Here is a 24,259-nt window from a genome sequence, read left to right as displayed (position 1 = left end):
GCGCAGTAGACCAGCTACGACCCCGGGTCAATCCAGCCTATATTTCCATCTTCGCGCCGGTAAACAACGTTGACGCCCGCGGCGCCCTCTTTTTTGAAAACCAAAACCGGCGCGCCGGAGAGTTCCATCTGCATGACCGCTTCACCGACAGACAAACTGGCTATTTTTGTCTGCATTTCGGCAATGATCATGGGCTGCAGCGTCTCGGGTTCTTCACCCTCGGCCTCGCCCTGTGATTGCAGAACGTAACTGGAAGCCCCAAGAAGTTCAACCGGTTCGGCCCGCTCCTTGTGATGGTCCTTCAACCTGCGCTTGTATCGGCGCAGCTGCTTTTCCATCTTTTCGCAGCAGTTGTCAAAGGCGGCATAGATCTCGGTCGCGTGGGCCTTGGCGGCGGCGGTCAGTCCGGTGGACAGATGCACTGTTGCCTCGCAGACATACTCGTGACCCGATTTGGAAAAAATCACCTGCGCATCAGTCGGTCGTTCGGCGTATTTCTGAACCGCGCTTCCCAGCTCTTCCTTGACGTGGGTTTGCAGTGCGTCGCCGATGTCGATTTGTTTTCCGCTGATCTGGTACCGCATGGTTTCTCCTTGTTGCGATGTGATCCGAGCCCGAAAGCGGCCACGGGACGCAAGCGTCCGGCGGGGTGCAATGGGGTCAGATCCGGGATAGGCAGGCGCGCGATTGGTTATGTGTCCCCGCACCACCCGAAGGGGGCATGCGTGTGAGAACCGTGAGCGTCCGCTTTGCCATGGGATGAGTAGAGCGACAAAACCCCATGTCTGTCAATCGTTTCGCATAGATCCGGCCGGAAACGGCGGATCAGGAAATCTTGAAATTGTCGCCGAGGTAGACGCGGCGCACGTCACCGTCGGCGACGACTTCGTCCGGGGTGCCGGACATCAGCACGCGGCCCTCGTGCAGGATATAGGCGCGGTCCACGATTTCGAGGGTTTCGCGCACGTTGTGATCGGTAATCAGCACACCCAGCCCGCGTTTCTTGAGATCGGCCACCAGCGTACGGATATCGCCGACCGAGATCGGATCGACCCCGGCAAAGGGTTCATCGAGCAGCAGGTATTTGGGATCTGCGGCGAGGCAGCGGGCGATTTCGACGCGGCGTCGCTCCCCGCCCGAAAGGGCCAGCGCGGGCGCGCGGCGCAGATGTTCGATGGAGAATTCACTGAGCAGTTGTTCAAGCCGTTTGCGTTTCTTGCGCCGGTCGGGTTGCGAGATGTCGAGGATGGCGAGGATATTTTCCTGCACGCTGAGCCCGCGAAAGATGCTCATTTCCTGGGGCAGATAGCCGATGCCAAGCTGGGCGCGGCGGTACATCGGCAGGGTTGTGACGTCTTTGCCGTCGATGGTGACGGTGCCGCCTTCGGGTGTGACGAGCCCCGCGACCGAGTAGAACGTCGTTGTCTTGCCGGATCCGTTGGGGCCCAGAAGCGCCACAACCTCGCCCCGCCGCAGCTCCATCGAGAAGTCGCGGATGACGATTTTCTTGCGGTAGGATTTGCGCAGGTGGTCGATGCGCAGGCCCGCGTCGCCTTCCGTCACCTGCAAATCGGCTGGCATCAGTCGCCGCCTGTCTGCAAACGGGTGCGGACGTTGCCGGACATGTTGGCTGTGCCATCCTCGAGCCGGATCGTCATCTGATCGGCACTGAGCGCCGAGCGCCCCTGCGCCAGCAGCACGTTGCCGCGCATCACGATGGTGCCGGTGTCGATGCTGTAGTCGGCGCGCTGCGCCTCGGCTGCATCAGGGCCGGAGACCAGCGTCACCCCGCCTGTCGCCTCCAGCCGGGCGATGCCATCGGCCTCCGCGCGGTAGACCACCACGACCCTGCCCGCTGACAGCCGCATCTCCCCCTGACCGATGACGACATTGCCGGTAAATACCGCCTCGCCGGTGTCCTGATCGACGGCGAGCGCGTCCGAGCTGACCTCGACTGGCAGGCTGGTGTCCTGTGCGATGGTGCCGAAAGCCACGCTCGTGCCTTGTGCAAATGCAGCGGTGGACAGGCAGACCGTGACGGCGGCGCTCAACAGCAGGCGAAGGGACATAGGGTAAGACTTCCAAGCTCAGTTGGGATCGTATACCAGCTTCACCCCCTCGGTGAAAAGCATTTGCGTACCGTTGCCCGTATCCGGTGACGTAATCGTCATTGCGCCCGCATCGAGGGTGCCAATCGGGCCAAGGGCCGTCACCTTGCCCGGCGCGGTCAGCGTGACGTTGCTGACACCGCTGGTCAGCTGCGCGGTATTCAGCCTGTAGCCTTGCGAGGTGAGGATGGTGACATTGCCGTCCAGCAGCGCCGTGTTGGCGCCGATGTCCAGTTCGGCAGCGTCGGCGCTGAGCTGGTATGTCGCGCCGGCGGCGGTGACGATGCGCGCACGCACGCCCTCGGCGCGGTTGATGCCCACACGCCCCTCGGGGCTTTTCAGCGTATCGGCGGAAAAGGAGATCTGGTCCCCATCCGCCGAAGAGCCGGAAAAGAACGGCCCGGTGATCTGCTGATCCCGCAGCCGGTCCTGAATTTCCTTGTCGGCGAAGGGCACGGCGCCTTCGGGCGCCATCGCGCGGGACAGCAGGAACAGCGTCGACAGGATCGCGAGGGCGGCCAGCGGCAGCACGACCTTGAGCAAGGCCACGGCGCGGGAGTGTCTATCCGCGCGCGAGGGGTCCGCGCGCCCGCTCATGCGTGGGCGAAGATGTCCGTTTCGGGCCAGCCCTCAAGATCGAGGCGGGCGCGCATGGGCAGGAAATCGAAACAGGCCTGCGCGATCTCCATCCGGCCCTCGCGCAACAGCATCTCATTGAGCGCGTCGCGCAGCTGGTGCAGGTACAGAACATCGGACGCGGCATAGCTGACCTGCGCGGGCGTCAGCGTGTCGGCGCCCCAATCGCTGGATTGCTGTTGTTTGGAGATATCGATGCCAAGCAGTTCGCTGAGCAATTTCGCCAGACCGTGCCGGTCGGTATAGGTGCGCACGAGGCGGCTGGCGATCTTGGTGCAGTAGACCGGCGCGGTGACGGCGCCAAAGGCGTTCTGCATCGCCGCGATGTCGAAGCGACCGAAGTGAAACAGCTTGAGCACGTCCGGATCTTCGAGCAGGCGCGTGAGGTTGGGCGCCTCTGTCTGGCCCTTGGCGATCTGCACCAGATGGGCCGTGCCGTCGCCGCCGCTGAGCTGCACCACGCAAAGCCGGTCGCGGTGCGGATGCAGCCCCATGGTTTCGCAATCAATCGCCACGATGGGGCCAAGGTCGAGCCCGTCGGGCAGGTCGTTGAGGTGTACGCTATGTGTCATGGTCTCTCTATATCCCGCGCTTGGGTGGCGCGAAAGGGCCGGGGATCAGTCGGGTTGGATCGTCTCGATCGCGGGGCGCGGCAGCCGGGCCAGCAGCCGGTCAACGAGCGCGTGACAGCGGTGGCCGGGCCAGTCGTCGGGCAGGAGCCCTTTGGGCAGCACGGGGTGTTTGAGCACGATGCGCCGCCAGTTATGCACGATCAGGCAGCGCAGTACGGCAATCTGTAGCGCCGAAAGATCGGCTGGATCGAGCGTTGCCTGGGCACGGGTGAGGATGCGGGCAAGGGCGTCGTATTCCGGCGCGTAGAGCCCCTGCGCGATTTCACTCCGCAGCCAGTCTGGCACCTGACTGCTGCCAAGCGTCAGCGCGTGTTTGGGCGCCTTTGCTTGCGCGCCACCGATATAGAGCCGTGGGATCAGCGGGTGAAAGCCGCGTTTGGCCATCTTCTCGGGTGCGGTTCTGTGCGGGTGTTCCAGCATCACCATCTGCCAGCCATCGGGGCCGTCACCGGGGGCGGCGTAGATACGTGCGCTGGCGTGCTGGCTCTCGCGGCGGCTTTTTGCGGTCAGGGCGTGGCGGCCCGTGCGGCCGGTCTTGCGCGACGTCAGCCAATCTTCCTTGCGCAGCCGGTGCAGGGCGACGCGCACGGCTTCCGGCTTGACCGACATCTCGGCCATGAGCGCAGACAGGACCGGCCCTTCGATACTGATGTCGCGGTGCTGCGCCAGATCTCCAAAGAGGCTGACAATCAGGGACCAGACCCGATGGCCCCCAGATCAATCAGATCCTGCACGGTTGTTTGATAGGGGGTCTGTTTCATCGGGGGAACATCCGCGTCGCCATTCAAGCCCCGTTATACGCAAATCGCCCTTGGGTGCCACAGGTCGCGACACTCAATGTGCAAGCCCGCCGCGCAACAGTTGATTGACGGCGGCAACAAGGCGTTCTTGACGAAAAGGTTTTTGCAGAAAGAGCACCCGAGGCGCCGCCGCTGCGAATTCGGTGCCTGCGGTGTCCCCGCCGCTGACCACGATGATCGGCAAGCCGCGCAGGTGTGCATCATCGCTGCTGCGCAGCCAGCTGATGATCTTGTCCCCCTGAAGGCCGGGCAGGCCAATGTCGATCACGGCCAGATCAAAAGGCCGCTCCGTCAGATGCAAGGCCGAGAGAAACACACTCGCATCACCCGCGTCCCGCACGGTTGCGCCAATCCGCGCCAGTTGCCGACACAGGAGCGCGCGAAACGCCGGATTGTCATCCACGACAAGTGCCCGAAACCACGGATCGGGAGCCAGGTCTGTATCAGCTATGTCCATCATGGCGCGCGATGTCCGGGCTTCGAAGGGGGTAAATTTGGGCAGCGGGGTCGCGTGGGACGACAAATTTCACGCGCATTGGCGGGAGTATGCGCCGGAACTACCGGTTCTGCTAGCGCTAAAGCTGTGGGCTGGGGGTGCGGTCTGCTGGTGTGAGCGCCTGAATGACCGCATCGACGAGGGTTTTGCCCCGCAGCGGCTTTTGCAGAATATCCACCGCAGGATTCATCGCGCCAAGTTCTGTCACAACCCGGTCAGGGTATCCGGACACCAGGACAACGGGAATATCAGGCATCAGCCGCCGCGCGCGGCGGATCAGTTCATCGCCCTGCACCGCGCCGGGCATGGCAAGGTCCGTCACGAGCCCGGCGGGGCGCAGGCCCTCGTCCAGAAGCTGTGAGCCGGCCTCACCATCGGGGGCGAGGACCACGTTGAAACCGGCAATTTCGAGGTGGCGCATATACGCGTGGCGAAGCCCTGCTTCATCCTCGACCAGGAGCACGGTGCCGCGCGTTGCCGCCACTTGCGGTAAGGCGGCGTTTGTCGCGCTGTGTTTCGCGTCGTCGGGTGCGGCGGGCAGGGTGAGGATCAGCGTGGTACCCTGGCCCGGCGTACTTTCGAGCGTGAGGGTGCCGCCCGATTGCCGCGCAAACCCCAGCACCATCGACAGCCCCAGACCCGATCCTGAACCGACCGGTTTGGTTGTGTAGAATGGATCGAAGACCTGCTGTTGTTCGGAGACCGGGATCCCTACTCCGGTGTCCGCGACACGGATTGTCACGCCCGGCGCGGCCTCCGTGAGAAGTGCTGGCTGCCACCCGTCCTGTTCGGTGGGACCGACGGTGATCGTGAGCGTACCACCATCCGGCATCGCGTCGCGGGCATTGATCGCGAGGTTGAGCATCGCCGTTTCGAGCAGGGCGCGGTCGACAAAGAGTTTTGGCGTTTGTGGGGCAATCACGACATCGGTTTCGATGCTGCGGGGCAGGAGCCTGTCGAGCATGGCGCGCACGTCCTTGCAGATCACGTGCACGTCATGAACTGCCGGCGCCAGCTGGGAGCGACTGCCGAATGCGAGCAACTGCTGTGACAGGGCCGCGCCGCGCTCGGCGGCCTTGATGATCTCGTCGGCAAGATGCGTGCGCAAATGCGCCGGCGCGCCATGCAAAAGCTCCGCGTTGCCGAGGGTCACGGCGAGAATATTATTGAAATCATGTGCGATCCCTGTCGACAGCTTGCCGAGGGCATCGTGTTTTTGTGACTGGGTGAGCGCGTTTCGGGTGACTGCCAATTCGGTCGCCTGACGATTGGCCTGACGCAGGCCGAGCAGGAAATAGGGCGCGATGAAGAGAAAGACCAAAAGCGCGGCGATCCCTTCCTCGACCGTGCCACGATACAGAATGACATTCGCGGCCATGGCGCCGAAATTCAGCCAGGTCGGGATCACGGTGCACAGGATAATTCGCGGATGCGTGGCGTGAAAGACAAAGATATTGACCGTCGCCGCGACCATCAGCGCGGCTGCCGCCATCTTGTAGGTGTCGCCCGGCATGGCCCAGACACTGAGCACAAGCACATTGTAGATCAGCGCCCGCACCGTGAGGATACCCAGAACGGGCGCATGCATACTCGGTTTTTCGTGACGGAATGCCCACAGGGCGAGCGCCTTTTCGGCCGTCAACGTGAGCAGATAAAGAAAGGCGATGGCGCTGAGCGTCCACAATCCCCTGATACCGGCCGCAAGCGCAGCGGCCAGCAGGATCAGCCCCACGTGGGTATAGAACATCGTTCCGCCAAGCTTTTCCGCCATCGCCACGGAGGCGATTTCGTCGAGCTTGCGGGCATCTTCCGGGTCCGGCGCAGGGGCCCGTTTTGATCGCATATCGCGTTCTGAACCTGTGACCATCTCGCGAGCATAGGCAAGGCTGAGAAATCCGTCGAGGGGTTCGCGCTCTGGACCCTCGCTAGCTCTGTCGGATGACATAGTCTGCGGGGCGCGAGGTGCTGACGACCGTATCGACGTTGCGCATGTCGTTGCCCAGCGCGCGCGCCCTCGCGGCCTCGGGGTCCAGGCCATACGCCAGCCATCGGTCGATCAGCCGCTGCTCCAGCACGTGGCGTGGAACATGCAGTTGCACGGTGAGATCGCAGAGTGGCGCCAGCCTGTCCCATGGGGCGTTATCGAGCAGGAGGTAATTCCCTTCGGCAAGGACAATCCGCGTGTCTGCGTCGATCATACCGCCGCCCGGAACGGTGGCGTCCGCGTTGCGATCAAAGGTCGGGTAGGATACCGCACCACCGGCCCGCACTTCGCGCAGAAGGGCGATGAAACCGGCGGCGTCAAAGGTGTTGGGCGCGCCCTTGTGCGCGAACAGCCCGGCGGCGCGCAGGGTCGCGTTATCGAGATGAAAGCCGTCCATCGGAAGGACCGCCGCCCCCGCGCCAAGGCGGTTGGCCAGATCCTCGGCAAGTGTGGATTTGCCGGAGCCGGGCGCACCGGCGATGGCGACGATCAACCGATCCCGTGCTGTGTTACGGTCGGAGATCTCGCGCGCCAGCGCAGCGATATCAATCGGCTGCGCGGTCAAATTTCGTGGGCCCACGGCGGGTTGGCGCCCGCACGGGAGACGGTGACGGCGGCAACCGTGGCCCCGAAAGACAGCGCCGCGTGCAGCGTGTCCGGCGACAGGGTGGCGAGCGTGGATTTTTGCAACGCGCCGTCCCGGCTGAGCTGCGCCAGAACGCCCGCGTTGAACGTATCGCCTGCGCCGACCGTATCGACGACCAACACCTTTTGCGATGGCACATCGACCGTCGCCCCGCCGCGCAGGTAGCCGGTGGCGCCCGCGCCACCACGGGTCACGATCACGACGGCCGGTCCCTGTGCCAGCAGGCGCGCCGCCTTGGTCGCGACGTCCCCCGTGCCCGTGTCGATCCAATCGAGATCTTCGTCGGAGACTTTGACGATATCGCTTTGGCCGATCATGCGGTTCAGACGCGCCCGATAGCGGTTCGGATCAGCGATAAAACCGGGCCGGATGTTGGGATCGATCATCACCGGGTAGCTGTCTGCGTGACGGTCGAGAAGGGCGGCGTAGGTCTCTGCCGCAGGCTCGCACGCGAGGCTGATCCCCCCGAAGTAAAGTGCCGTGACCCCGGCGTCGAGCTTTGGCAGATCCTGGGGCGCCAGCATCCGCCCGGCGGAGCTTTCGTCAAAAAAGCTGTAGCTTGCCTGCCCGTCTGTCAGCCGAACGAAGGCCAGCGTGCTGGGTCTGTCGCTGTAGATCACATGCGCAGTGCTTACCCCTGAAACGCGCAGTGCCTCGGTCAGTTGATCGCCGAACATGTCGCGCGACAGCCCCGTGAGCAGGCCGCAATCAACTCCGAGCCGCCCCAAGGCGATAGCGGTATTGAAGACTGCGCCGCCGGGATGAGGTTGGAAGGCATCGGGGCCGGTGCTGACAGAAATTGGCAGCATATCGATCAACGCTTCGCCGTTGCACAGGATCATGGGGCGCTCCGCTCAGGTGTCGGCAAGGTAGGCGCGGATTGCCGCCCCTGTGCCTTCTTTCCAAATCTGCGACAGGGCAGCACCAAACGCATCGGCAAACGGCGCGTGATCGCCAAGATCGTCGTAGAGCGTAAGCCACGCTTTGGGATCGGTACGGGCGGTCTGCGCGAGGGTGTTCAGGCGATCCCATTCCGGGTCGTTCGGGGCGATTTCGCTGCCGTCCTCGCGGGTGCCCGCGCACATTCGCGCCCAGAGCGCCTCTACCAGCGCAAGCCCTTTGATCGGCGTGTCGCCGACAAGTGCGTCGCGCAGAATGGGATGGATGAATCCCCGGTGCCGCGACAGGCCGTCAAAGGCGACCCGGCGGGTGGTGTCGTGGATTTCGGGATTGGCAAAGCGGCGGCTGATGAGGGTGATGTAAGCGTCCGGCGTCATGCCGGGAACGGCGGTGACGTGCGGCGCGATTTCGCTCTGCTGAACCTTTTGAAACAGCGCGGCAATGTCCGCGTGCGCCATGCAGCCCGAGATCGTTTCGATCCCCAGCAATTCGCCCGCGTTTGCCAGCACCTGATGGCCTGCATTGAGCATACGGATCTTCATCGCCTCAAAGGCGTGCACATCATCGGTCAGCGTGGCGCCCACCGCTTCCCACGGGGGACGGCCCGCGCAAAAGCTGTCCTCGATCACCCATTGGCGGAAATTTTCGTGGGTTACCGGGGCGGCGTCGTCGATGCCGAGCCGTTGCACGAGGGCCAGTTCCTGCGGGCCGGTGGCGGGCACGATGCAATCGACCATGGAGTTGGGGAAGGCACCATTGGAAGCGATCCAGTCGGCAAGCGCGGCATCGGTTTGCTGCGCCAGCGTCAGCACGGCGGCACGGGTGATGTCGCCGTTGCCTTGCAGGTTATCGCAGCTTTGCACGGTGAAGGGCTGCGCGCCTGCCGCACGACGGGCCGAAAGCGCGGCGACGATGGCGCCAAAGACGGTGCGCGGAGTCGCCGGATGGGCGATGTCGTGGGTGATATCCGGGTGGTCCAGATCGAACGCCCCGTCGGGCCCACCGTAATAGCCGCCTTCGGTCACGGTCAGTGCCACGATGCGAATCGCAGGATCGCTCATGCAGGCGATCAGCGGGGCGTTATCCTCGGCGACGGGCAGGAAATCGATCATCGCGCCGGTCACTTCGACGGACATGCCGTCCGGGTCAAGCTCGATCAGGGTGGTGAGGTAGTCCTGCGCGGCAAGACGGTCGCGCATGGCCGCGTCGGGCGCGCGCACGCCCGCGCCGATGATCGCCCAATCCTGCGCCAGCCCCTGCTGCATCAGGCGGTGCAGATACCACGCCTGATGGGCACGGTGAAAATTGCCGAGACCCACGTGCACGATGCCGGGCCGCAGGGCTGCGCGGTCGTAGGTGGGGCGCGTGACGGTGATCGGCAGATCGCCAAGCGTGTCATCGCCAAGCTTGAGCAGGGGTTTGGGGGGGCGACTTTATTCATCAGCTCATCCAGTTTCCGCCGTCGACGTTGTAGGTCTGGGCGACGATGTAGTTTGCCTCGTCAGAGGCGAGAAAGACGGCCATGCCGGTGAGATCCTCGGCGGTGCCCATGCGTCCGAAAGGTACGGCGGCTGCGACTTCGGCCTTTTTCTGGCCCGGTGCTTTGCCCTCGTGTTTGGCGAAAAACGCATCGACGCCGTCCCAGTGTTCACCGTCCACCACACCCGGCGCGATGGCGTTGACGTTGATGCCGTGGCGAATGAGGTCCAGCCCCGCCGACTGGGTGAGCGAGATCACCGCCGCCTTGGAGGCGCAGTAGACCGCGACCAGCGGCTCCCCCGGCGGCCGGCCTGGGAGGCCATGTTGATGATCTTGCCGCCCTTGCCGCGCGCGATCATGCGTTCGGCTACCGCCTGAAGGGTGAAAAGAGCACCCTTGACGTTGATGTCGAAAACGCGGGCGTAATCGGTTTCGGCAATCTCGACGATTGGTGCCGCGGTAAAGATCGCGGCGTTGTTGATCAGGATGTCGATATCGCCGAAATCGTAACTGTCGGCCACGCCCAAGCCATCGCGGATACTGGCCGTGTCGGTCACGTCCATGTGCACCGCCAGGCACTTGTCCCGGTCGATGGCGTTCGCGGTCTGCGCCGCGCGGGCTTCGTCGATGTCGGCGATGATCACGCGCGCGCCTTCGGCCACATAGGCTTCGGCAAAGGCGCTCCCGATGCCGCGCGCGGCGCCGGTGATCAGCGCGGTTTTGCCGTCCAGCCGTTTCATGCGATGCGCAGACCGTCTGCGCCAAAGCGGTGGATCTGGTCGGGCTGGGGCGTGAGATAGATGTCATCGCCGTGCTTGAACGCCACGTCGCCCTGTGCGCGCACGGTAATCATGTCGCCCAGACCGGTGTCGTGCACGTGGCAAAAGGTGTCGGAGCCCAGATGTTCGGACACGCCCACGGTCCCTTTCCAAATACCTTCGGTCTTGGAAATGTCGCAGTGCTCGGGCCGAATGCCGATGGTGTGGGCGTCGTGCTTGGCGGCCTCAGGCCCCTCGATAAGGTTCATCTTGGGCGAGCCGATGAAGCCCGCGACAAAGGTGTTGCGCGGCGCGCGGTAGAGCTCGAGCGGGGAGCCGACCTGTTCGATGTGGCCCGCGCGCAGCACAACGATCTTGTCGGCCATGGTCATCGCTTCGACCTGATCGTGGGTGACGTAGATCATCGTGGTCGCAAGGCGCTTGTGCAGCTCGGAAATCTCAAGGCGCATGCCGACGCGCAGGGCGGCGTCGAGGTTTGACAGCGGCTCGTCAAAGAGGAATGCGGCAGGCTCACGCACGATGGCGCGGCCGATGGCAACACGCTGGCGCTGGCCCCCCGACAGCTGACCCGGACGGCGATCAAGGTAGTCGGTGAGGTTGAGCACGCTGGCCGCCCCTTCGACGCGGCGGGTGATTTCGGCGGCGTCCATCTTGGCCATGCGCAGCGGGAACGCGATGTTCTTGCGCACCGACATATGCGGGTAGAGCGCGTAGGACTGGAAGACCATCGCCAGACCGCGTTTCGCGGGCGGGGTCGAGGTGGCGTCGGTGCCGTCGATCTCGATCGCGCCGGAGGTGATATCCTCGAGCCCCGCAATCAGGCGCAGCAGGGTGGATTTACCGCAACCCGATGGGCCGACGAACACCGTGAATTCGCCGTCCTCGATGGTGAGGTTCAGGGGCGGGATGACCTGAGTGTCGCCAAAGCTTTTGGTGACATCGTTGAGTTGAATGCGTCCCATGTGTCGTGTCCCTTATTTCACCGCGCCAAAGGTCAGGCCGCGGACGAGTTGTTTCTGGCTGAACCAGCCAAGGATGAGGATCGGCGCGATGGCCATGGTGGATGCCGCGCTGAGCTTGGCAAAGAACAGGCCCTCGGGGCTGGAATAGCTGGCGATGAATGCCGTGAGCGGGGCGGCGTTGACCGCCGTGAGGTTGAGCGTCCAGAACGCTTCGTTCCAGGCGAGGATGAAATTGAGCAGCAGCGTCGAGGCGATGCCGGGAATGGCCATGGGCGTGAGGATATAGAGCACCTCTTCGCGCAGGGTGGCGCCGTCCATGCGGGCGGCCTCCAGGATCTCGCCGGGGATTTCGCGGAAATAGGTGTAAAGCATCCAGACGATGATCGGCAGGTTGATCAGCATCATCACGACAACCAGACCCGCGCGGCTGTCGAGCAGACCCATTTCGATAAAGATCAGATAGATCGGATACAGCACACCCACCGCTGGCAACATCTTGGTCGAGAGCATCCAGAGCAGGATGTCCTTGGTCCGTTTGGAGGGCACGAAGGCCATGGACCACGCGGCAGGCACCGCGATGATGATGCCCAGAATGGTCGAGCCCCCCGCGATGATGACCGAATTCCACAGGAACCGCATGTAGTTGGAGCGTTCCTGCACCACGCGGTAGTTCTCCAGCGTCCAGTCAAAGCCGAGGAAGATCGGCGGGCTGGCGATGGCCTGTGCTTCGGTTTTGAAGCTGGTGAGGATCGTCCACAGGATCGGGAAGAAGATCAGCAGACCAATCGTCCAGGCGAGTGCGGTGTTGAACGCTTTGCGTTGGGATGTGACGGCACGGGCCATTAGCGGGCTCCTTTCGCGGCAAGGACGGGGGGCGCGGGGTGCATGAGATCAGGCATCGAGGTTTTTCCCCACTATGCGCATCAGGAAGATCGCGACGATGTTGGCGAGGATGATCGCGTAGACCCCCCGGCGGATCCCAGGCCGACGTTCTGGCTTTCCAGCACGCGCTGGAAGATCAGGTAGGTCAGCGTCCGGGTGCCAAAGGCGCCGCCGGTGGTCACGAAAATCTCGGCAAAGATCGACAGCAGAAAGATCGTCTGGATCAGGATCACGATGGTGATGGCGCGCCCCAGGTGCGGCAGGACGATGTGGTAGAACCGGCTGAGGATCGGCGCGCCGTCCATCTCGGAGGCCTCCAGCTGCTCACTGTCGAGCGACTGGATCGCCGTCAGCAGGATCAGCGTTGCAAAGGGCAGCCATTGCCAGCTGACGATCATCACGATGGAGCCGAGCGAGGCGTCGGAAAGCCATGAGACAGGTTCGGCCCCGAAAAACCGCCACAGATGGGCAAACAGCCCGTTCACCGGATCCATGAACATGTTTTTCCACACCAGCGCGGACACGGTGGGCATCACAAAGAACGGGGCGATCACGAGGATACGCACGATGCCCTGGCCCCACATCGGCTGATCCAGCAGGATCGCCAGAAGGATACCGAGGCATACGGTGATGATCAGCACGCCACCGACGATGATGAGCGTCGTCTGAACGGCGGGCCAGAAGGCGCTGGAGGACAGAAAGCGGGTGTAGTTGTCGAACCCGGCCCATCCCAGATCGCCACCGCGCAGGGGCAGATACCGGCGGAACGAGAAATAGAGCGTCATTATCAGCGGCACGAGCATCCAGCCCAGCAGCAGGACCACGGCAGGCGCCATCATCAGACGCGCGGCGGAACGGGAGTGTTGGGTGGCCATCGGGCATACCTCCATCGGTCAGACTGGTTGCAGTCTGCTGGGATGACGCGGAATTTGAAAGGGAGTGGTATGGGGCAGGCCGGTATCGGCCCGCCCCGGGAGCAGCGGCTTAGTAGCCTGCGGCTTCCATTTCTTCGGTGGCGATCGCCTGCGCTTTTTCAAGCGCTTCCTCGACGGTCTGCTGACCGGCGTAGGCGGCCGACAGTTCCTGGCTCACTTGTGTCCAGAGACCCGCCCACTCGGGGATGGCTGCGAACTGCACGCCGACGTAGGGCACAGGCTCCACAGTCGGGTTCTGCGGATCAGCCGACAGGATCGAGTCGAGCGTCATCTGTGCGAAGGGCACTTTCTGGTACTCGGGGTTCTCGTACAGGGATGTACGCGCACCGGGAGGCACGTTTGCCCAACCTTCGTTTTCCGCAACCAGCTCAATGTAGTCGGTGGATGTTGCCCACTCGATGAACTGCTTGGCTTCGGCTTCCTGCTGTGTACCGGCGGGGATCGCCAGCGCCCAGGCCCAGAGCCAGTTGGAGCGTTTGCCCAGACCGGTGTCGGGTGCGAGAGCAAAGCTCACCTTGTCGGCGACTGTGCTGTCGTCAGGGTTTGTCACAAAGGATGCCGCGACGGTCGCGTCGATCCACATGCCACATTTGCCCTGCTGGAACAGGTTGAGGTTTTCGTTGAACCCGTTGGTTGCGTAGCCCGTGGGGCCGGAGGCATCCATCATGTCTTTGAAGAAGTTGACCGTGTTGGCCCACTCTTCGCTGTCGAGCTGGGGAACCCAGTTTTCGTCGAACACGCGTGCGCCGAACGAGTTGGACATCGCTGTGATGAAGGCACCGCCTTCGCCCCAGCCGGCCTTGCCGCGCAGGCAGATGCCGTTGATCTCGTTGTCGCGGTCGGTCATGGCGGCCGCCGCGTCACGGATGAATTCCCATGTGGGTGCGTCGGGCATTTCCATGCCTGCGGCTTCCATCAGATCGGTGCGGTACATGATCATCGAGCTTTCGCCGTAGAACGGTGCCGCGTAGAGCGTACCGTCGTGCGACAGGCCACCGGCCATGGCGGGCAGGATGTCGTCGGCGTTATAGTCGGCGGACAGATCGTCAAGCGGGACGAGCCATTCGTTGGCGCCCCAGATCGGCGTCTCGTACATGCCGATTGTCATGATGTCGAACTGGCCACCCTTGGTGGTGATGTCCGTGGTCACGCGCTGACGCAGCACGTTTTCCTCGAGTGTCACCCATTCGACGGCGATGCCTGTCTCTTCGGTGAACTGATCTGTGTAGCCTTGCATACGGATCATGTCGCCGTTGTTCACGGTGGCGATCGTGATCGATTTGCTGTGGCCATCGGCCAAAGCAACGGAACCTGCGATCATCGCGATCGCGCTGGCCGTTGCAAATACGGTCTTGCTGAACATCCGAATCCTCCCTCGGTAGATGTGATGTGGCACCCTAGTGAGCGGGTGCATCCTGCGTCAACTAAAAACTTTACGCGCGATAAAATACAACTTCAGGCAGAGCGGCGCATGACCAGCTTTCCATCAAAAAGCGTTGGCGGGCCCGGTGGATTTTCGCCGTCGATCATGTTCAGCAGCAACTCGACCGATTTGCCTGAAATCGCGTCATAATCCTGCGCCACCGTGGTCAGCGCGGGACAGGTATAGCGCGAGAAGGGGTGGTCGTCCTGACCTGCCACGCGCACGGCGCTGTCGGCGCCGAGGCCGACACTGATGCCCTGTTCATAGCAGGCTGCCAGCAGCCCTATAGCCAGTCGGTCGTTGCTGCACAGGACGGTGTTGGTCGCAAATTTACCCGCCGCGACGGCCTCCCCGCCAAAGCGGCGTCCAATCTCTTCAAAATGCCAGCCTTCGCCCGCGATCTGCACGACCTGCGCCCGCTCCCCGACCTGGGCCATCGCGTCGATATAGGCTTGTCTGCGGCGGCGGGCGTTGGGGTTGGCCGGTGTCGCCATCTCCAGAAAGCAGGGGGGTTCGCCGCTGCGACACAGATAATCAACGATCTGAAGCGCCAGATTCGGGTTGTTGGAGCCGACAAATGTCGCCTCCAGGTCCTCGAGTACGTTGTCGAAAAATATCGTCGGTACATCGTCGATAAACCGCGCAATCGCCGCGCGATTGGAGGCGCGACCCAAAGGGGCCAGCAGCACTCCCGCGGGCTTGAGCGCACGCAGATCATCGAGGATCTCAACCTCGACATCCGGTTGTCCATGCGCGGAGTAGAGCGTCGGGCGGAATCCAGCCGTGATGCAGCGCTGTTCAAGATTGCGGGCGATTTCGGCAAAGAATGGGTCGGCAAGGTAGGGCACCACGATGCCGACATTCTTGGTCAGTTTGCGGTTCTGGTTCACAGCAAAGATGTTGGGCCGGTAATCGTAACGGGTCAGCGCCTTTTCGATGCGTGCCCGGGTGCTGGCGCGCACACTTTCGGGGTCATTGAAATACTTGGATACCGTCGGACGCGAAATCCCGCTGAGCGCGGCGAACTCTTCCATGTTGCGCAGCTTCTTCACTGTTTGCCTCCCGCAGTTTCGCGCAGTCTGGCACGAAGTTTGCGGGCGTGCGAACTTTTTTACGCGGGTAAACGATTTTTTTCTGCATAGAAATTTTGTGTCAAGTTTGCGCCAGCTTCCGCAGCAACTCTTCGATCCGGGGCTTATGCTTTGCGACAGACGCGGCCTTGACCGGGCCGTAGCCGCGAAACTCCTGTGGTGTTTCGAGAATTTTGGTAGCGATATCGTGGTTTTCGGGACCGACCTGCGGCGCGATGTCGGTCAGGATCCCTTCGAACCAGCCGATCAACGCGCGTTCCTCGCGCCGCTCCGCGGAAAAGCGGAACGGATCGAGAGGCCCGTCGCGCAAGGGTGCCATGCGTGCGAGCCCGCGGAGCACGCCGCCCAGCCACGGACCGAAACGGCGCTTGCGCGGGCGCCCCCGCGCGTCGCGCCTTCCGGGCAGGAAGGGTGGGGCCATATGGTAGTCGATCTTGAACCCCGGCTCGAACTCCGCTGCGAGCCTCTGCGCAAAACGCTCAGAGCTGTGCAGGCGGGCGACCTCGTACTCATCCTTGATGAGCATTAGCCGAAACAGGGTCTGCGCGGCGATGCGGGTAAGATCCTCGGCCTGATCTGCGGGCAGCGCTGCGCGGAAGGCGCCCAGCGTGTCGCGGTAGCGCGCGGCGTAGGCGGCATCGCGCGAGGCGGAGAGCTCCTCCGCTCGGCGGTCGATCATCCGGTCGAGGGTGAGGCGGGCGTCATCCGGCGCGCTTGTGTCGAAAACGCGGGGATTGGCGGCCAGTGCGCGGCCGCAATCGAACGCCAGTGCGTTCTTTTCGACCGCCACACCGTTGAGCGTTATCGCCTGCTTCAGCGCCCCTTCGCTCACAGGGACAAGCCCGCTTTGCCATGCGTGGCCCAGCAGCATGACGTTGGCAAAGACCGCATCGCCCAGTAGGCGTTCGGCCAGCGCGTTTGCGTCGAAGGCGGTGACATTGCCTGCCCCCACGGCGGCGCGGATCGCGGCCTCACGCGCGCCGGTGCGCAGCGAGGCATCGCGGTGCAGCACCAGATCGCCCGTCGGCATCTCTGCGGTGTTGAGCACGCAGCGCGTGCCCTCGCGGTAGTGCACGGAGGCGCGCGGCGCGGAGGAGGCGACGATGTCGCTGGCGATCACCGCATCGGCGGCGCGGTCGTCGATGCGCACCTGATGAATCGCCTCGGGGCGCTCGCCCACCCGGATATAGCTGAGAACGGTCCCGAATTTCTGCGCAAAGCCCGTGAAATCAAGGACCGAGGCGCCCTTCCCCTCAAGGTGTGCTGCCATGGTGATGAGTGCGCCGATGGTCACGACGCCCGTGCCACCCACGCCCGCGACCAGCAGATTGAACGGTGTCTCAAGCGAGATCGCCGGGGGCGGCGGCAGATCACGGGTCAGGGTGGCGGGGTCAAGGGTGGCGCCCGCGCGCTTGCGTTTACGCTCCCCTTCGATGGTGACAAAGCTGGGGCAGAAACCGTCGAGGCAGGAGAAATCCTTGTTACAGCTCGACAGGTTGATGCGGCGCTTGCGGCCGAATTCGGTCTCAAGCGGTTCCACGCTGAGGCAGTTGGACGCGACCGAGCAATCACCGCAGCCCTCGCAGACGTCCGGGTTGATGAAGGCGAATTTCCTGGGATCCTCCAGCGTGCCGCGCTTGCGGCGGCGGCGCTTTTCGGTGGCGCAGGTTTGCTCGTAAATCAGGACGCTGACGCCTTTGACATCGCGCATCTCGCGTTGCAGCGGATCCAGATCGGCGCGGTCGTGAAAACTGGTGCCGGGCGGGAAATCGCCGCGGCTGAATTTCCCGATATCGTCAGAGACAAGCGCGATACGCGCGACCCCTTCGGCGCGGCAGCTGTGCGCGATGCCCTGCACGCTGACCGGGCCATCGACGGGCTGACCGCCGGTCATCGCGACGGCGTCGTTGTAGAGGATTTTATAGGTGATGTTGGTCTCTTGCGCCACGGCCTGACGGATCGCCAGCGCGCCGGAATGATACCACGTGCCCTCGCCAAGGTTCTGGAAGATATGCTTGCCGCCGTTGAACTTGGAGGCGACCACATGGGGCACACCCTCACCGCCCATCTGGGCGTAACCGACAGTCGCGCGGTCCATCCAGCTGGCCATGACGTGACAGCCGATGCCACTGGCCGCCGTGCTGCCGTCGGGCAGTTTCGTCGAGGTGTTGTGCGGGCAGCCGGAGCAGAAATAGGGCGTGCGGGTCGCGCCCGTGATGTTGAGCAGGTTCGGCGGCGTGTCGGTCAGCGCGCGGGCGCGCGCTGCGAGCCCTTCATCGGGGAAGAACGCGTCAAGCCGTTCGGCGAGGATGGGGACAAGTTTCAGCGGGCTCAACTCGCCTGTCCAGGGGATCAGTGGATCGCCTGCGGCGCGGTATTTGCCCACCATCTTGTCGGGTTTGGCGCCGGGCCAGTCATAGAAATATTCCTTGAACTGGCTTTCGATGATGCCACGCTTTTCCTCGATCACGAGGACCTCGTTCTTGCCCTGCACAAAGTTCAGCGCGTCGCGGCGCGCCAGCGGCCAGACCATGCCGACCTTGTAGATGTCGATGCCAAGGCGACGGCAGGCGGCGGCGTCGAGGCCCAGCAGGCGCAACGCTTCGAGCGTGTCGAGATGCCCTTTGCCGGTGGTCACGATGCCGTAGCGCGCATCGGGCCGATCATAGATTGCGCGGTCGATCGGGTTCGCCTCGACAAAGGCTTCGACGGCGCGGAGTTTATGGGCGATGCGCGTCTCGATCTCGGGGCTGGGCAGATCCGAGGGTCGCACGTGCAGACCACCCGGTGGCAGATCGATAGCGGGCAGGGAGAATGTGCGGTCGCTGGACAGATCGACCGACTGGCCGCTCTCCACCGTTTCAGAGATCGCCTTGAACCCCACCCACGTCCCCGAATAGCGGCTGAGCGCGATGCCGTATTCGCCAAATTCAAGGTACTCGGCCACATTCGCGGGGTTCAGCGTGGGCATGAACCACGACATGAACGCCACGTCCGACTGGTGCGGCATGGACGAGGAGACACAGCCGTGATCGTCGCCCGCCACCACCAGCACGCCGCCCTTGGGCGCGGAGCCATAGGCGTTCCCGTGCTTGAGCGCGTCGCCGGAACGATCGACCCCCGGCCCCTTGCCGTACCACATGGAAAACACGCCTTCGACCTCGCAGGCGGGATCGAGCGTCGCCTGCTGCGCGCCCAGAACGGCGGTGGCGCCGAGGTCTTCGTTGACGGCGGGCATGAAGGTTATGCGGGCGGCTTCTGCCGCGTGCTTGGCGCGCCACAGCTCTTGATCCAGCGCGCCCAGCGGGGAGCCGCGGTAGCCCGAGACGAACCCGGCCGTTTTCAGCCCCGCCGCCCGGTCGCGCCGTGCCTGATCGAACATGATCCGCACAAGTGCCTGCGTCCCGGTCAGAAACACCCGACCGGTTTCGAATCGGTAGCGATCCTCAAGCGTATAGCTGGGCAGATTATCGGGGTGTTTGGTCATGCGGGCCTCCCTTTTGATGTCAGAATACACGCTTGGGGCGAAAAAGGCGTTCAGATCCTTGCTCAAATTGTCGCATGACCGGAATGTGAATTCGCAGATCAGGCTTGAGTGGGATAAAATGTTCTCATGAAGCTTGAACCGCGCGATTGCCGCCTCTTGGCCCAGCTGCAACTCGACAGCCGTATCTCGAACGCCGATTTGGCGGATCGGGTGGGGATGTCGCCCTCTGCCTGCTGGCGTCGCATCCGGCAGCTGGAGGACGCGGGGCTGATCACAGGCTACCGCGCGGAGGTGCGCGCCGACCGGGCCGGCCTGGCGTTTGAGGCGCTGGTTCATGTGAACCTCACGCGCCACAACGAAACCCACCTTGAGGAATTCATTTCCGCCATCGCACGCAGGCCCGAGGTGATGGATTGCTACGCCACGACCGGAAAGTCGGACTATCATCTGCGCGTGGTTTGCGGCTCCATCGCGGCCTATACCGAATTCCTCGAAGAATTCCTGTTTCGCCTGCCCGCCGTGGCCAGTGCAGAGACGAATGTGGTCCTGCGTCAGATCAAACGCAGCGCGGTTTTGCCGATTGCGCCCATCGGATAGGCGCGGGAGGTGACCCGGCCCCGTGCCCTTCGACTGGTGGTGCAAGACATGCTGACATTGCGTAGGGCGGGTGGTATATCACGGGCGCGCCACACCGACGGCGCAGTTCGTTTTCAATAGGATAGATTGCTCCCCATGCCCAAACCCGCTGCGACCGTTCGTCCGAATACCTGGGAATTTTTGCGGGATGCGATGATCGCGCCGACGGGGTTTCGGGAGTATGACGCGCGGTGGCAGTACCCCGAGGCGATCAATCTGCCCGGGGTGACGGCGCTGGGCGTGGGGTTGGGCACGCAGATGCACGCCCGCGGCATCGAGCCGGTGATAGCCGTGGGCAACGATTACCGCGACTATTCACTGAGCATCAAGAACGCGCTGATCCTCGGCCTCATGCAGGCGGGTATCCACGTGAAAGACATCGGCCCGGCGCTCTCGCCCATGGCCTATTTCGCGCAGTTCCATCTGGACGCGCCCGCCGTCGCCATGGTCACGGCCAGCCATAATCCCAACGGCTGGACTGGCGTGAAGATGGGATTTGAGCGCCCGCTGACCCACGGCCCCGACGAGATGGCCGAACTGCGCGACATCGTGCTGGAGGGCCGCGGCGAGCTGCGCCCGGGCGGCGGGTACGAATTCGTCGACGGCGTGCGCGAGGCGTATCTTGATGATCTGGTGGGGGATTTCAGGATGACCCGCAAGCTCAAGGTCGTCTGCGCCACGGGCAACGGCACGGCCAGCGCCTTTGCGCCCGAGCTGTTCCGCCGGTTGGGGGTCGAGGTGGTCGATAGCCACAACACGCTCGACTACACCTTCCCGCATTACAATCCGAACCCCGAAGCGATGGAAATGCTGCACGACATGAGCGCATCCGTGAAGGCGTCGGGCGCCGATCTGGCGCTGGGCTTTGACGGCGACGGCGACCGCTGCGGCGTGGTGGACGACGAGGGCGAGGAGATCTTTGCCGATAAGGTCGGCGTGATCATGGCGCGGGATCTGTCCAAGATCTATCCGAACGCGACCTTCGTGGCGGATGTGAAATCGACGGGGCTCTACGCGTCCGACCCGGAGCTGATCGCGAATGGCGTGACGGCGGACTATTGGAAAACCGGGCACAGCCACATGAAACGGCGGGTGCACGCGCTGGGCGCGCTGGCGGGATTCGAGAAATCCGGCCACTACTTTCTGGCGGAGCCGATCGGGCGTGGCTACGACTGCGGGATGCGCGTGGCGGTCGAGATCTGCAAGCTGATGGACCGCAACCCCGAGATGAGCATGTCGGATCTGCGCCGGGCGCTGCCGGTGACCTGGTCGATGCCGACGCTGTCGCCCCATGCCGCCGATGAGGAGAAATACGACATCCTCGCGCGGATCGTGGCCCGGCTGGAGGGCGTGACGGAGTTTGCGGGCCGCAAGGTGGCACAGGTGATCACAGTGAACGGCGCCCGCGTGATCCTCGACAACGGCAGCTGGGGGCTGGTGCGCGCCTCGTCCAACACGCCCAACCTCGTGGTGGTCTGCGAAAGCACCCAAAGCGAGGCCGAACTGCGCGCCATTTTCACCGCCATCGACGAGGTCATCCGCACCGAGCCGGGCGTGGGCGAATACGATCAGACGTTCTGATCAGGTCGCCAGATCAATCGCCTCCTGCGATTTGGTCAGATCATCCAGCGCGCGCAGCTGACCGATCACTTGCGCCATCTTATGCACCGGGATCATGTTGGGCCCGTCAGACGGCGCGCGGTCAGGCGCCTCGTGCGTTTCGATGAAAAGGGCCGACACACCCACCGCCACCGCCGCGCGGGCAAGCACCGGCGCGAATTCGCGCTGGCCGCCGCTTGTGGTGCCTTGCCCGCCGGGCTGCTGCACCGAATGGGTCGCGTCGAATACCACCGGATAGCCCGTGCGCGCCATTGTGGGCAGGCCGCGGAAATCCGACACCAGCGTGTTATAGCCGAACGAGGTGCCCCGATCACACAGCATGATGCGGGTGTTGCCCGTGCTTGCGATCTTTTCGGCGACATTGCCCATATCCCATGGTGCCAGGAACTGCCCCTTTTTGACGTTGATCGCGCAGCCGGTCTCGCCTGCGGCGAGCAGCAGATCGGTCTGGCGGCACAGGAAGGCGGGGATCTGAATCACGTCCACGACCTCGCCCGCCGGGGCGCATTGGCCCGCGTCGTGCACATCCGTGAGGATCGGACAGCCGAATTCATCGCGGATCTTGCTGAGAATGCTCAGCCCTTCGTCCATGCCCAGCCCGCGCTGTGTGCTGATCGACGACCGGTTGGCCTTGTCATAGCTCGCCTTGAAGATAAACCGCGTGCCGGTGGGCGCGCAGGCTTCGGCGATTCGCTCGGCCATCATGCGCGCGTGATCGAGGCTTTCCAACTGGCAGGGGCCGGTGATGAGGGCAAAGGGATTGGCCCCCCCGATGGCGATGTCGGCGACGGTGACCGTGTTGGTGAGGATCATGTGAGGCGCTCCAATGCGGCTTCGATGCGGGGGACGTCGGTGGGGTTGTTGAGCTCCCAGAACACGCGGCCGCGCGCGTCGACCTCGACGCAGCGCACCGGCACGCCACTGTAGAGAAAGCGCAGCTGTTCCAGCCCTTCGAGGGTTTCCAGCGTGGTGACGGGCGTGGCGACATAGGTGGCCAGCGCGTCCGGGCGGTAGGCATAGACGCCAACGTGGTGGAACACGGGGATCGGATCAGGCAGCTTGCCGGGGTCGATGTAGGGCAGCACTTCTTTCGAGAAATAGAGCGCGTTCATGTTTGCGTCGAACACGGCGGTGGTGCCGCCGACACGACCGTGGGCGCGGTCGTCCTTGAACGCGTCGTAGGTGGCGCGGTCGCAGCGCAGCACGGGGGTTGCCATGCCGATGGTCGCATCGCCCTTCATCGCGTCGATCAGCGCCTCGACGAACCACGGCGGCGTGAGCGGCGCGTCGCCCTGAAAGTTGATGACCAGATCCGCCGTCTCGCCAGATTTGGCCAGCGCATCGGCGCAGCGCGCGGTACCGTTTTCGCACGCCTCTTCCGTCATCACCACCTGCGCGCCAAAGGCGCGGGCAGCGTCGGCGATGCGCTCGTCGTCGGTCGCCACATAGACGGCATCGACGCCGCCGATGGCCGACGCGGCTTCCCAACTCATCTGAATGAGCGATTTCTGCGTGCCGTCGGGCTGGCGCAGCATCGCGAGCGGTTTCGCCGGATAGCGGGTCGAGGCAAAGCGGGCGGGGATGAATAGAACGGTGCGCATGGGTCTGCTGCCTTGGGTTGGGTGAGCGTAAGATAGGCACGCCGCGCGGCGAAGGGAATGGCCCGCCTCAGGCGACGCCCGCGCGCAGCAGATCGTGGATGTGCAGCACGCCGACGGGCGCGCCCGCCTCGACGATCACCAGCACGTTGAGCTTGCGGTCGTTGAGGATGCCAAGTGCTTCGGGGGCAAGACACTCTGGCCCGACCGTCAATGGGTTGCGGTTGGCGATGCCGATGGCGGTTTGGTCCATCAGCCCGTCCATGTTGCGCCGCAAATCCCCGTCGGTAATGACACCGGACAGCTTGCCATCCTTCACGACCACACCGATGCCGAACCCTTTGGAGGTCATGGCGAGCAGCACGTCCTGCATGCGCGCGTCCTCGTCCAGCAGGGGCAGGTCATCGCCGCCGTGCATCAGATCGGCGACGGTGCGCATCTGCGCGCCCAGTTTGCCGCCGGGGTGAAAGACGCCAAATTCTTCGGAGGCGAAGTGGCGCTGATCCATCAGCGCGACGGCCAGCGCATCCCCCATGCCCAGCGTCAGCGTGGTCGAGGTGGTGGGCGCCATCCCGATCGAGCAGGCCTCGGGCAGTTTTGGCAGGGTGAGCCGGAAATCGGCAGCCTGCATCAGCGTGCTATTCGGGTTCGACGAGATGCCAATCATCGGGATCGAAAACCGCTGCGTGTGGTAGACGATATCGCGCAGCTCCGTCGTCTCGCCCGAGTTGGAGATCAGCAGGCAGACGTCGCCCTTGCTGATCATGCCCAGATCGCCGTGGCTCGCCTCGGTCGCGTGCACGAAATACGACGGTGTGCCGGTCGAGGCGAAGGTCGCCGCGATTTTGCGCCCGATGTGGCCGGATTTGCCGATGCCCGACACGATCACGCGGCCCTTGCAGGCAAGTATACAATCAACAGCGGCGGCAAAATCCACCGGCAGATCGTCGGCCATGTGTTTCAGCGCGTCGCCTTCGAGGGTCAGAACCCGGCGGGCGGAGGCAACGCTGTCCTCGGATGCAGTGAATGTCTGGGTCATTGGGCACCTTTCACGGGTCAGCGGCGACGTAGCATAGCCAAGGCCTGAGTTAAACTGCCCGCTGCGTCGCGAGTTGTACCTGCCGCCGGTACTCTGTAAGCTATTTATCGATAAAACACCGAGGAA

Annotated in this window: 21 protein-coding genes and 2 pseudogenes; 2 read left to right on the top strand and 21 right to left on the bottom strand. The window is 63.6% G+C overall.

Annotation, left to right across the window (positions count from 1 at the left end):
• Window positions 1–14: 14 nt before the first annotated feature.
• The 18 genes and pseudogenes from hpf to KDD17_RS14560 all read right to left on the bottom strand — a co-directional run bounded on the left by hpf (window position 15) and on the right by KDD17_RS14560 (window position 19,240).
• Entirely contained in the window at window positions 15–584 is a 570-nt protein-coding gene (gene hpf, locus KDD17_RS14645) for a ribosome hibernation-promoting factor, HPF/YfiA family (protein ID WP_212704333.1), read from the bottom strand.
• 241 nt (window positions 585–825) lie between these two features.
• A complete protein-coding gene (lptB, locus tag KDD17_RS14640) occupies window positions 826–1,581 on the bottom strand; it encodes an LPS export ABC transporter ATP-binding protein (RefSeq protein WP_431358132.1) in 756 nt (251 codons plus the stop codon).
• Entirely contained in the window at window positions 1,581–2,069 is a 489-nt protein-coding gene (locus tag KDD17_RS14635; RefSeq protein WP_212704332.1) for an LptA/OstA family protein, read from the bottom strand. The genes lptB and KDD17_RS14635 overlap by 1 nt, the downstream gene beginning before the upstream one ends.
• A gap of 18 nt (window positions 2,070–2,087) precedes the next feature.
• Window positions 2,088–2,705 (bottom strand): hypothetical protein, encoded by a 618-nt coding sequence (locus KDD17_RS14630; protein ID WP_212704331.1) that lies wholly within the window; start codon window positions 2,703–2,705, stop codon window positions 2,088–2,090.
• Complete coding sequence (locus KDD17_RS14625; protein ID WP_212704330.1) at window positions 2,702–3,316, bottom strand: ribonuclease D; 615 nt, start codon at window positions 3,314–3,316, stop codon at window positions 2,702–2,704. Before KDD17_RS14625 ends, KDD17_RS14630 begins: the two co-directional genes overlap by 4 nt.
• Window positions 3,317–3,361: 45 nt before the next feature.
• Entirely contained in the window at window positions 3,362–4,021 is a 660-nt protein-coding gene (locus KDD17_RS14620) for a PaaX family transcriptional regulator C-terminal domain-containing protein (protein WP_254796973.1), read from the bottom strand.
• Window positions 4,022–4,210: 189 nt separating this feature from the next.
• Window positions 4,211–4,636 carry a response regulator gene (locus tag KDD17_RS14615; RefSeq protein ID WP_212704329.1) on the bottom strand — a complete coding sequence of 142 codons (426 nt, stop codon included), beginning with the start codon at window positions 4,634–4,636 and terminating at the stop codon, window positions 4,211–4,213.
• A gap of 115 nt (window positions 4,637–4,751) precedes the next feature.
• Window positions 4,752–6,515, bottom strand: a complete 1,764-nt coding sequence (locus tag KDD17_RS14610) for an ATP-binding protein (RefSeq protein ID WP_212704328.1) — start codon at window positions 6,513–6,515, stop codon at window positions 4,752–4,754.
• Between the two features lie 82 nt (window positions 6,516–6,597).
• Window positions 6,598–7,236, bottom strand: coding sequence for a nucleoside/nucleotide kinase family protein (locus tag KDD17_RS14605; protein WP_254796810.1), 639 nt, complete (start codon window positions 7,234–7,236; stop codon window positions 6,598–6,600).
• Complete coding sequence (locus KDD17_RS14600) at window positions 7,218–8,144, bottom strand: carbohydrate kinase family protein (protein WP_212704327.1); 927 nt, start codon at window positions 8,142–8,144, stop codon at window positions 7,218–7,220. Before KDD17_RS14600 ends, KDD17_RS14605 begins: the two co-directional genes overlap by 19 nt.
• Before the next feature lie 12 nt (window positions 8,145–8,156).
• On the bottom strand, window positions 8,157–9,617 hold the full coding sequence (locus KDD17_RS14595; RefSeq protein ID WP_212706255.1) for a mannitol dehydrogenase family protein: 1,461 nt from the start codon (window positions 9,615–9,617) through the stop codon (window positions 8,157–8,159).
• 25 nt (window positions 9,618–9,642) lie between these two features.
• Window positions 9,643–10,421, bottom strand: a pseudogene (locus KDD17_RS14590) (L-iditol 2-dehydrogenase).
• Window positions 10,418–11,422, bottom strand: coding sequence for an ABC transporter ATP-binding protein (locus KDD17_RS14585; RefSeq protein WP_212704326.1), 1,005 nt, complete (start codon window positions 11,420–11,422; stop codon window positions 10,418–10,420). The pseudogene KDD17_RS14590 and the gene KDD17_RS14585 overlap by 4 nt, the downstream one beginning before the upstream one ends.
• A gap of 12 nt (window positions 11,423–11,434) precedes the next feature.
• Window positions 11,435–12,265: a carbohydrate ABC transporter permease gene (locus tag KDD17_RS14580; protein WP_212704325.1), complete on the bottom strand. Its 831-nt coding sequence runs from the start codon at window positions 12,263–12,265 to the stop codon at window positions 11,435–11,437.
• 48 nt (window positions 12,266–12,313) lie between these two features.
• Window positions 12,314–13,179 (bottom strand): annotated as a pseudogene (locus tag KDD17_RS14575) (carbohydrate ABC transporter permease).
• A 109-nt stretch (window positions 13,180–13,288) separates the two neighbouring features.
• Window positions 13,289–14,602 (bottom strand): ABC transporter substrate-binding protein, encoded by a 1,314-nt coding sequence (locus KDD17_RS14570; RefSeq protein ID WP_212704324.1) that lies wholly within the window; start codon window positions 14,600–14,602, stop codon window positions 13,289–13,291.
• 92 nt (window positions 14,603–14,694) lie between these two features.
• The gene (locus KDD17_RS14565) at window positions 14,695–15,714 is read right to left on the bottom strand and encodes a LacI family DNA-binding transcriptional regulator (RefSeq protein ID WP_254796809.1); all 1,020 of its coding nucleotides are present in this window, start codon (window positions 15,712–15,714) and stop codon (window positions 14,695–14,697) included.
• Between the two features lie 100 nt (window positions 15,715–15,814).
• On the bottom strand, window positions 15,815–19,240 hold the full coding sequence (locus KDD17_RS14560; protein WP_212704323.1) for an indolepyruvate ferredoxin oxidoreductase family protein: 3,426 nt from the start codon (window positions 19,238–19,240) through the stop codon (window positions 15,815–15,817).
• Between the two features lie 126 nt (window positions 19,241–19,366).
• Between KDD17_RS14560 and KDD17_RS14555 the strand changes: the two genes are divergently transcribed.
• Window positions 19,367–19,837 (top strand): Lrp/AsnC family transcriptional regulator, encoded by a 471-nt coding sequence (locus tag KDD17_RS14555; protein ID WP_212704322.1) that lies wholly within the window; start codon window positions 19,367–19,369, stop codon window positions 19,835–19,837.
• Between the two features lie 135 nt (window positions 19,838–19,972).
• The gene (locus KDD17_RS14550; RefSeq protein WP_212704321.1) at window positions 19,973–21,457 is read left to right on the top strand and encodes a phosphomannomutase/phosphoglucomutase; all 1,485 of its coding nucleotides are present in this window, start codon (window positions 19,973–19,975) and stop codon (window positions 21,455–21,457) included.
• Here KDD17_RS14550 and kdsA read toward each other — a convergent pair whose 3' ends face one another.
• The 3 genes from kdsA to KDD17_RS14535 form a co-directional block, all read right to left on the bottom strand.
• A complete protein-coding gene (gene kdsA, locus KDD17_RS14545) occupies window positions 21,458–22,309 on the bottom strand; it encodes a 3-deoxy-8-phosphooctulonate synthase (RefSeq protein WP_212704320.1) in 852 nt (283 codons plus the stop codon).
• Window positions 22,306–23,097, bottom strand: a complete 792-nt coding sequence (locus KDD17_RS14540; protein ID WP_212704319.1) for a 3-deoxy-manno-octulosonate cytidylyltransferase — start codon at window positions 23,095–23,097, stop codon at window positions 22,306–22,308. Before KDD17_RS14540 ends, kdsA begins: the two co-directional genes overlap by 4 nt.
• A 67-nt stretch (window positions 23,098–23,164) precedes the next feature.
• A complete protein-coding gene (locus KDD17_RS14535; RefSeq protein WP_212704318.1) occupies window positions 23,165–24,133 on the bottom strand; it encodes a KpsF/GutQ family sugar-phosphate isomerase in 969 nt (322 codons plus the stop codon).
• Window positions 24,134–24,259 lie beyond the last annotated feature (126 nt).

This window comes from Sulfitobacter albidus (genome assembly GCF_018200035.1).
In the GTDB taxonomy this organism is placed as follows: Bacteria; Pseudomonadota; Alphaproteobacteria; order Rhodobacterales; family Rhodobacteraceae; genus Sulfitobacter; species Sulfitobacter albidus.
This window is presented reverse-complemented; position numbering and strand designations above follow the sequence as displayed.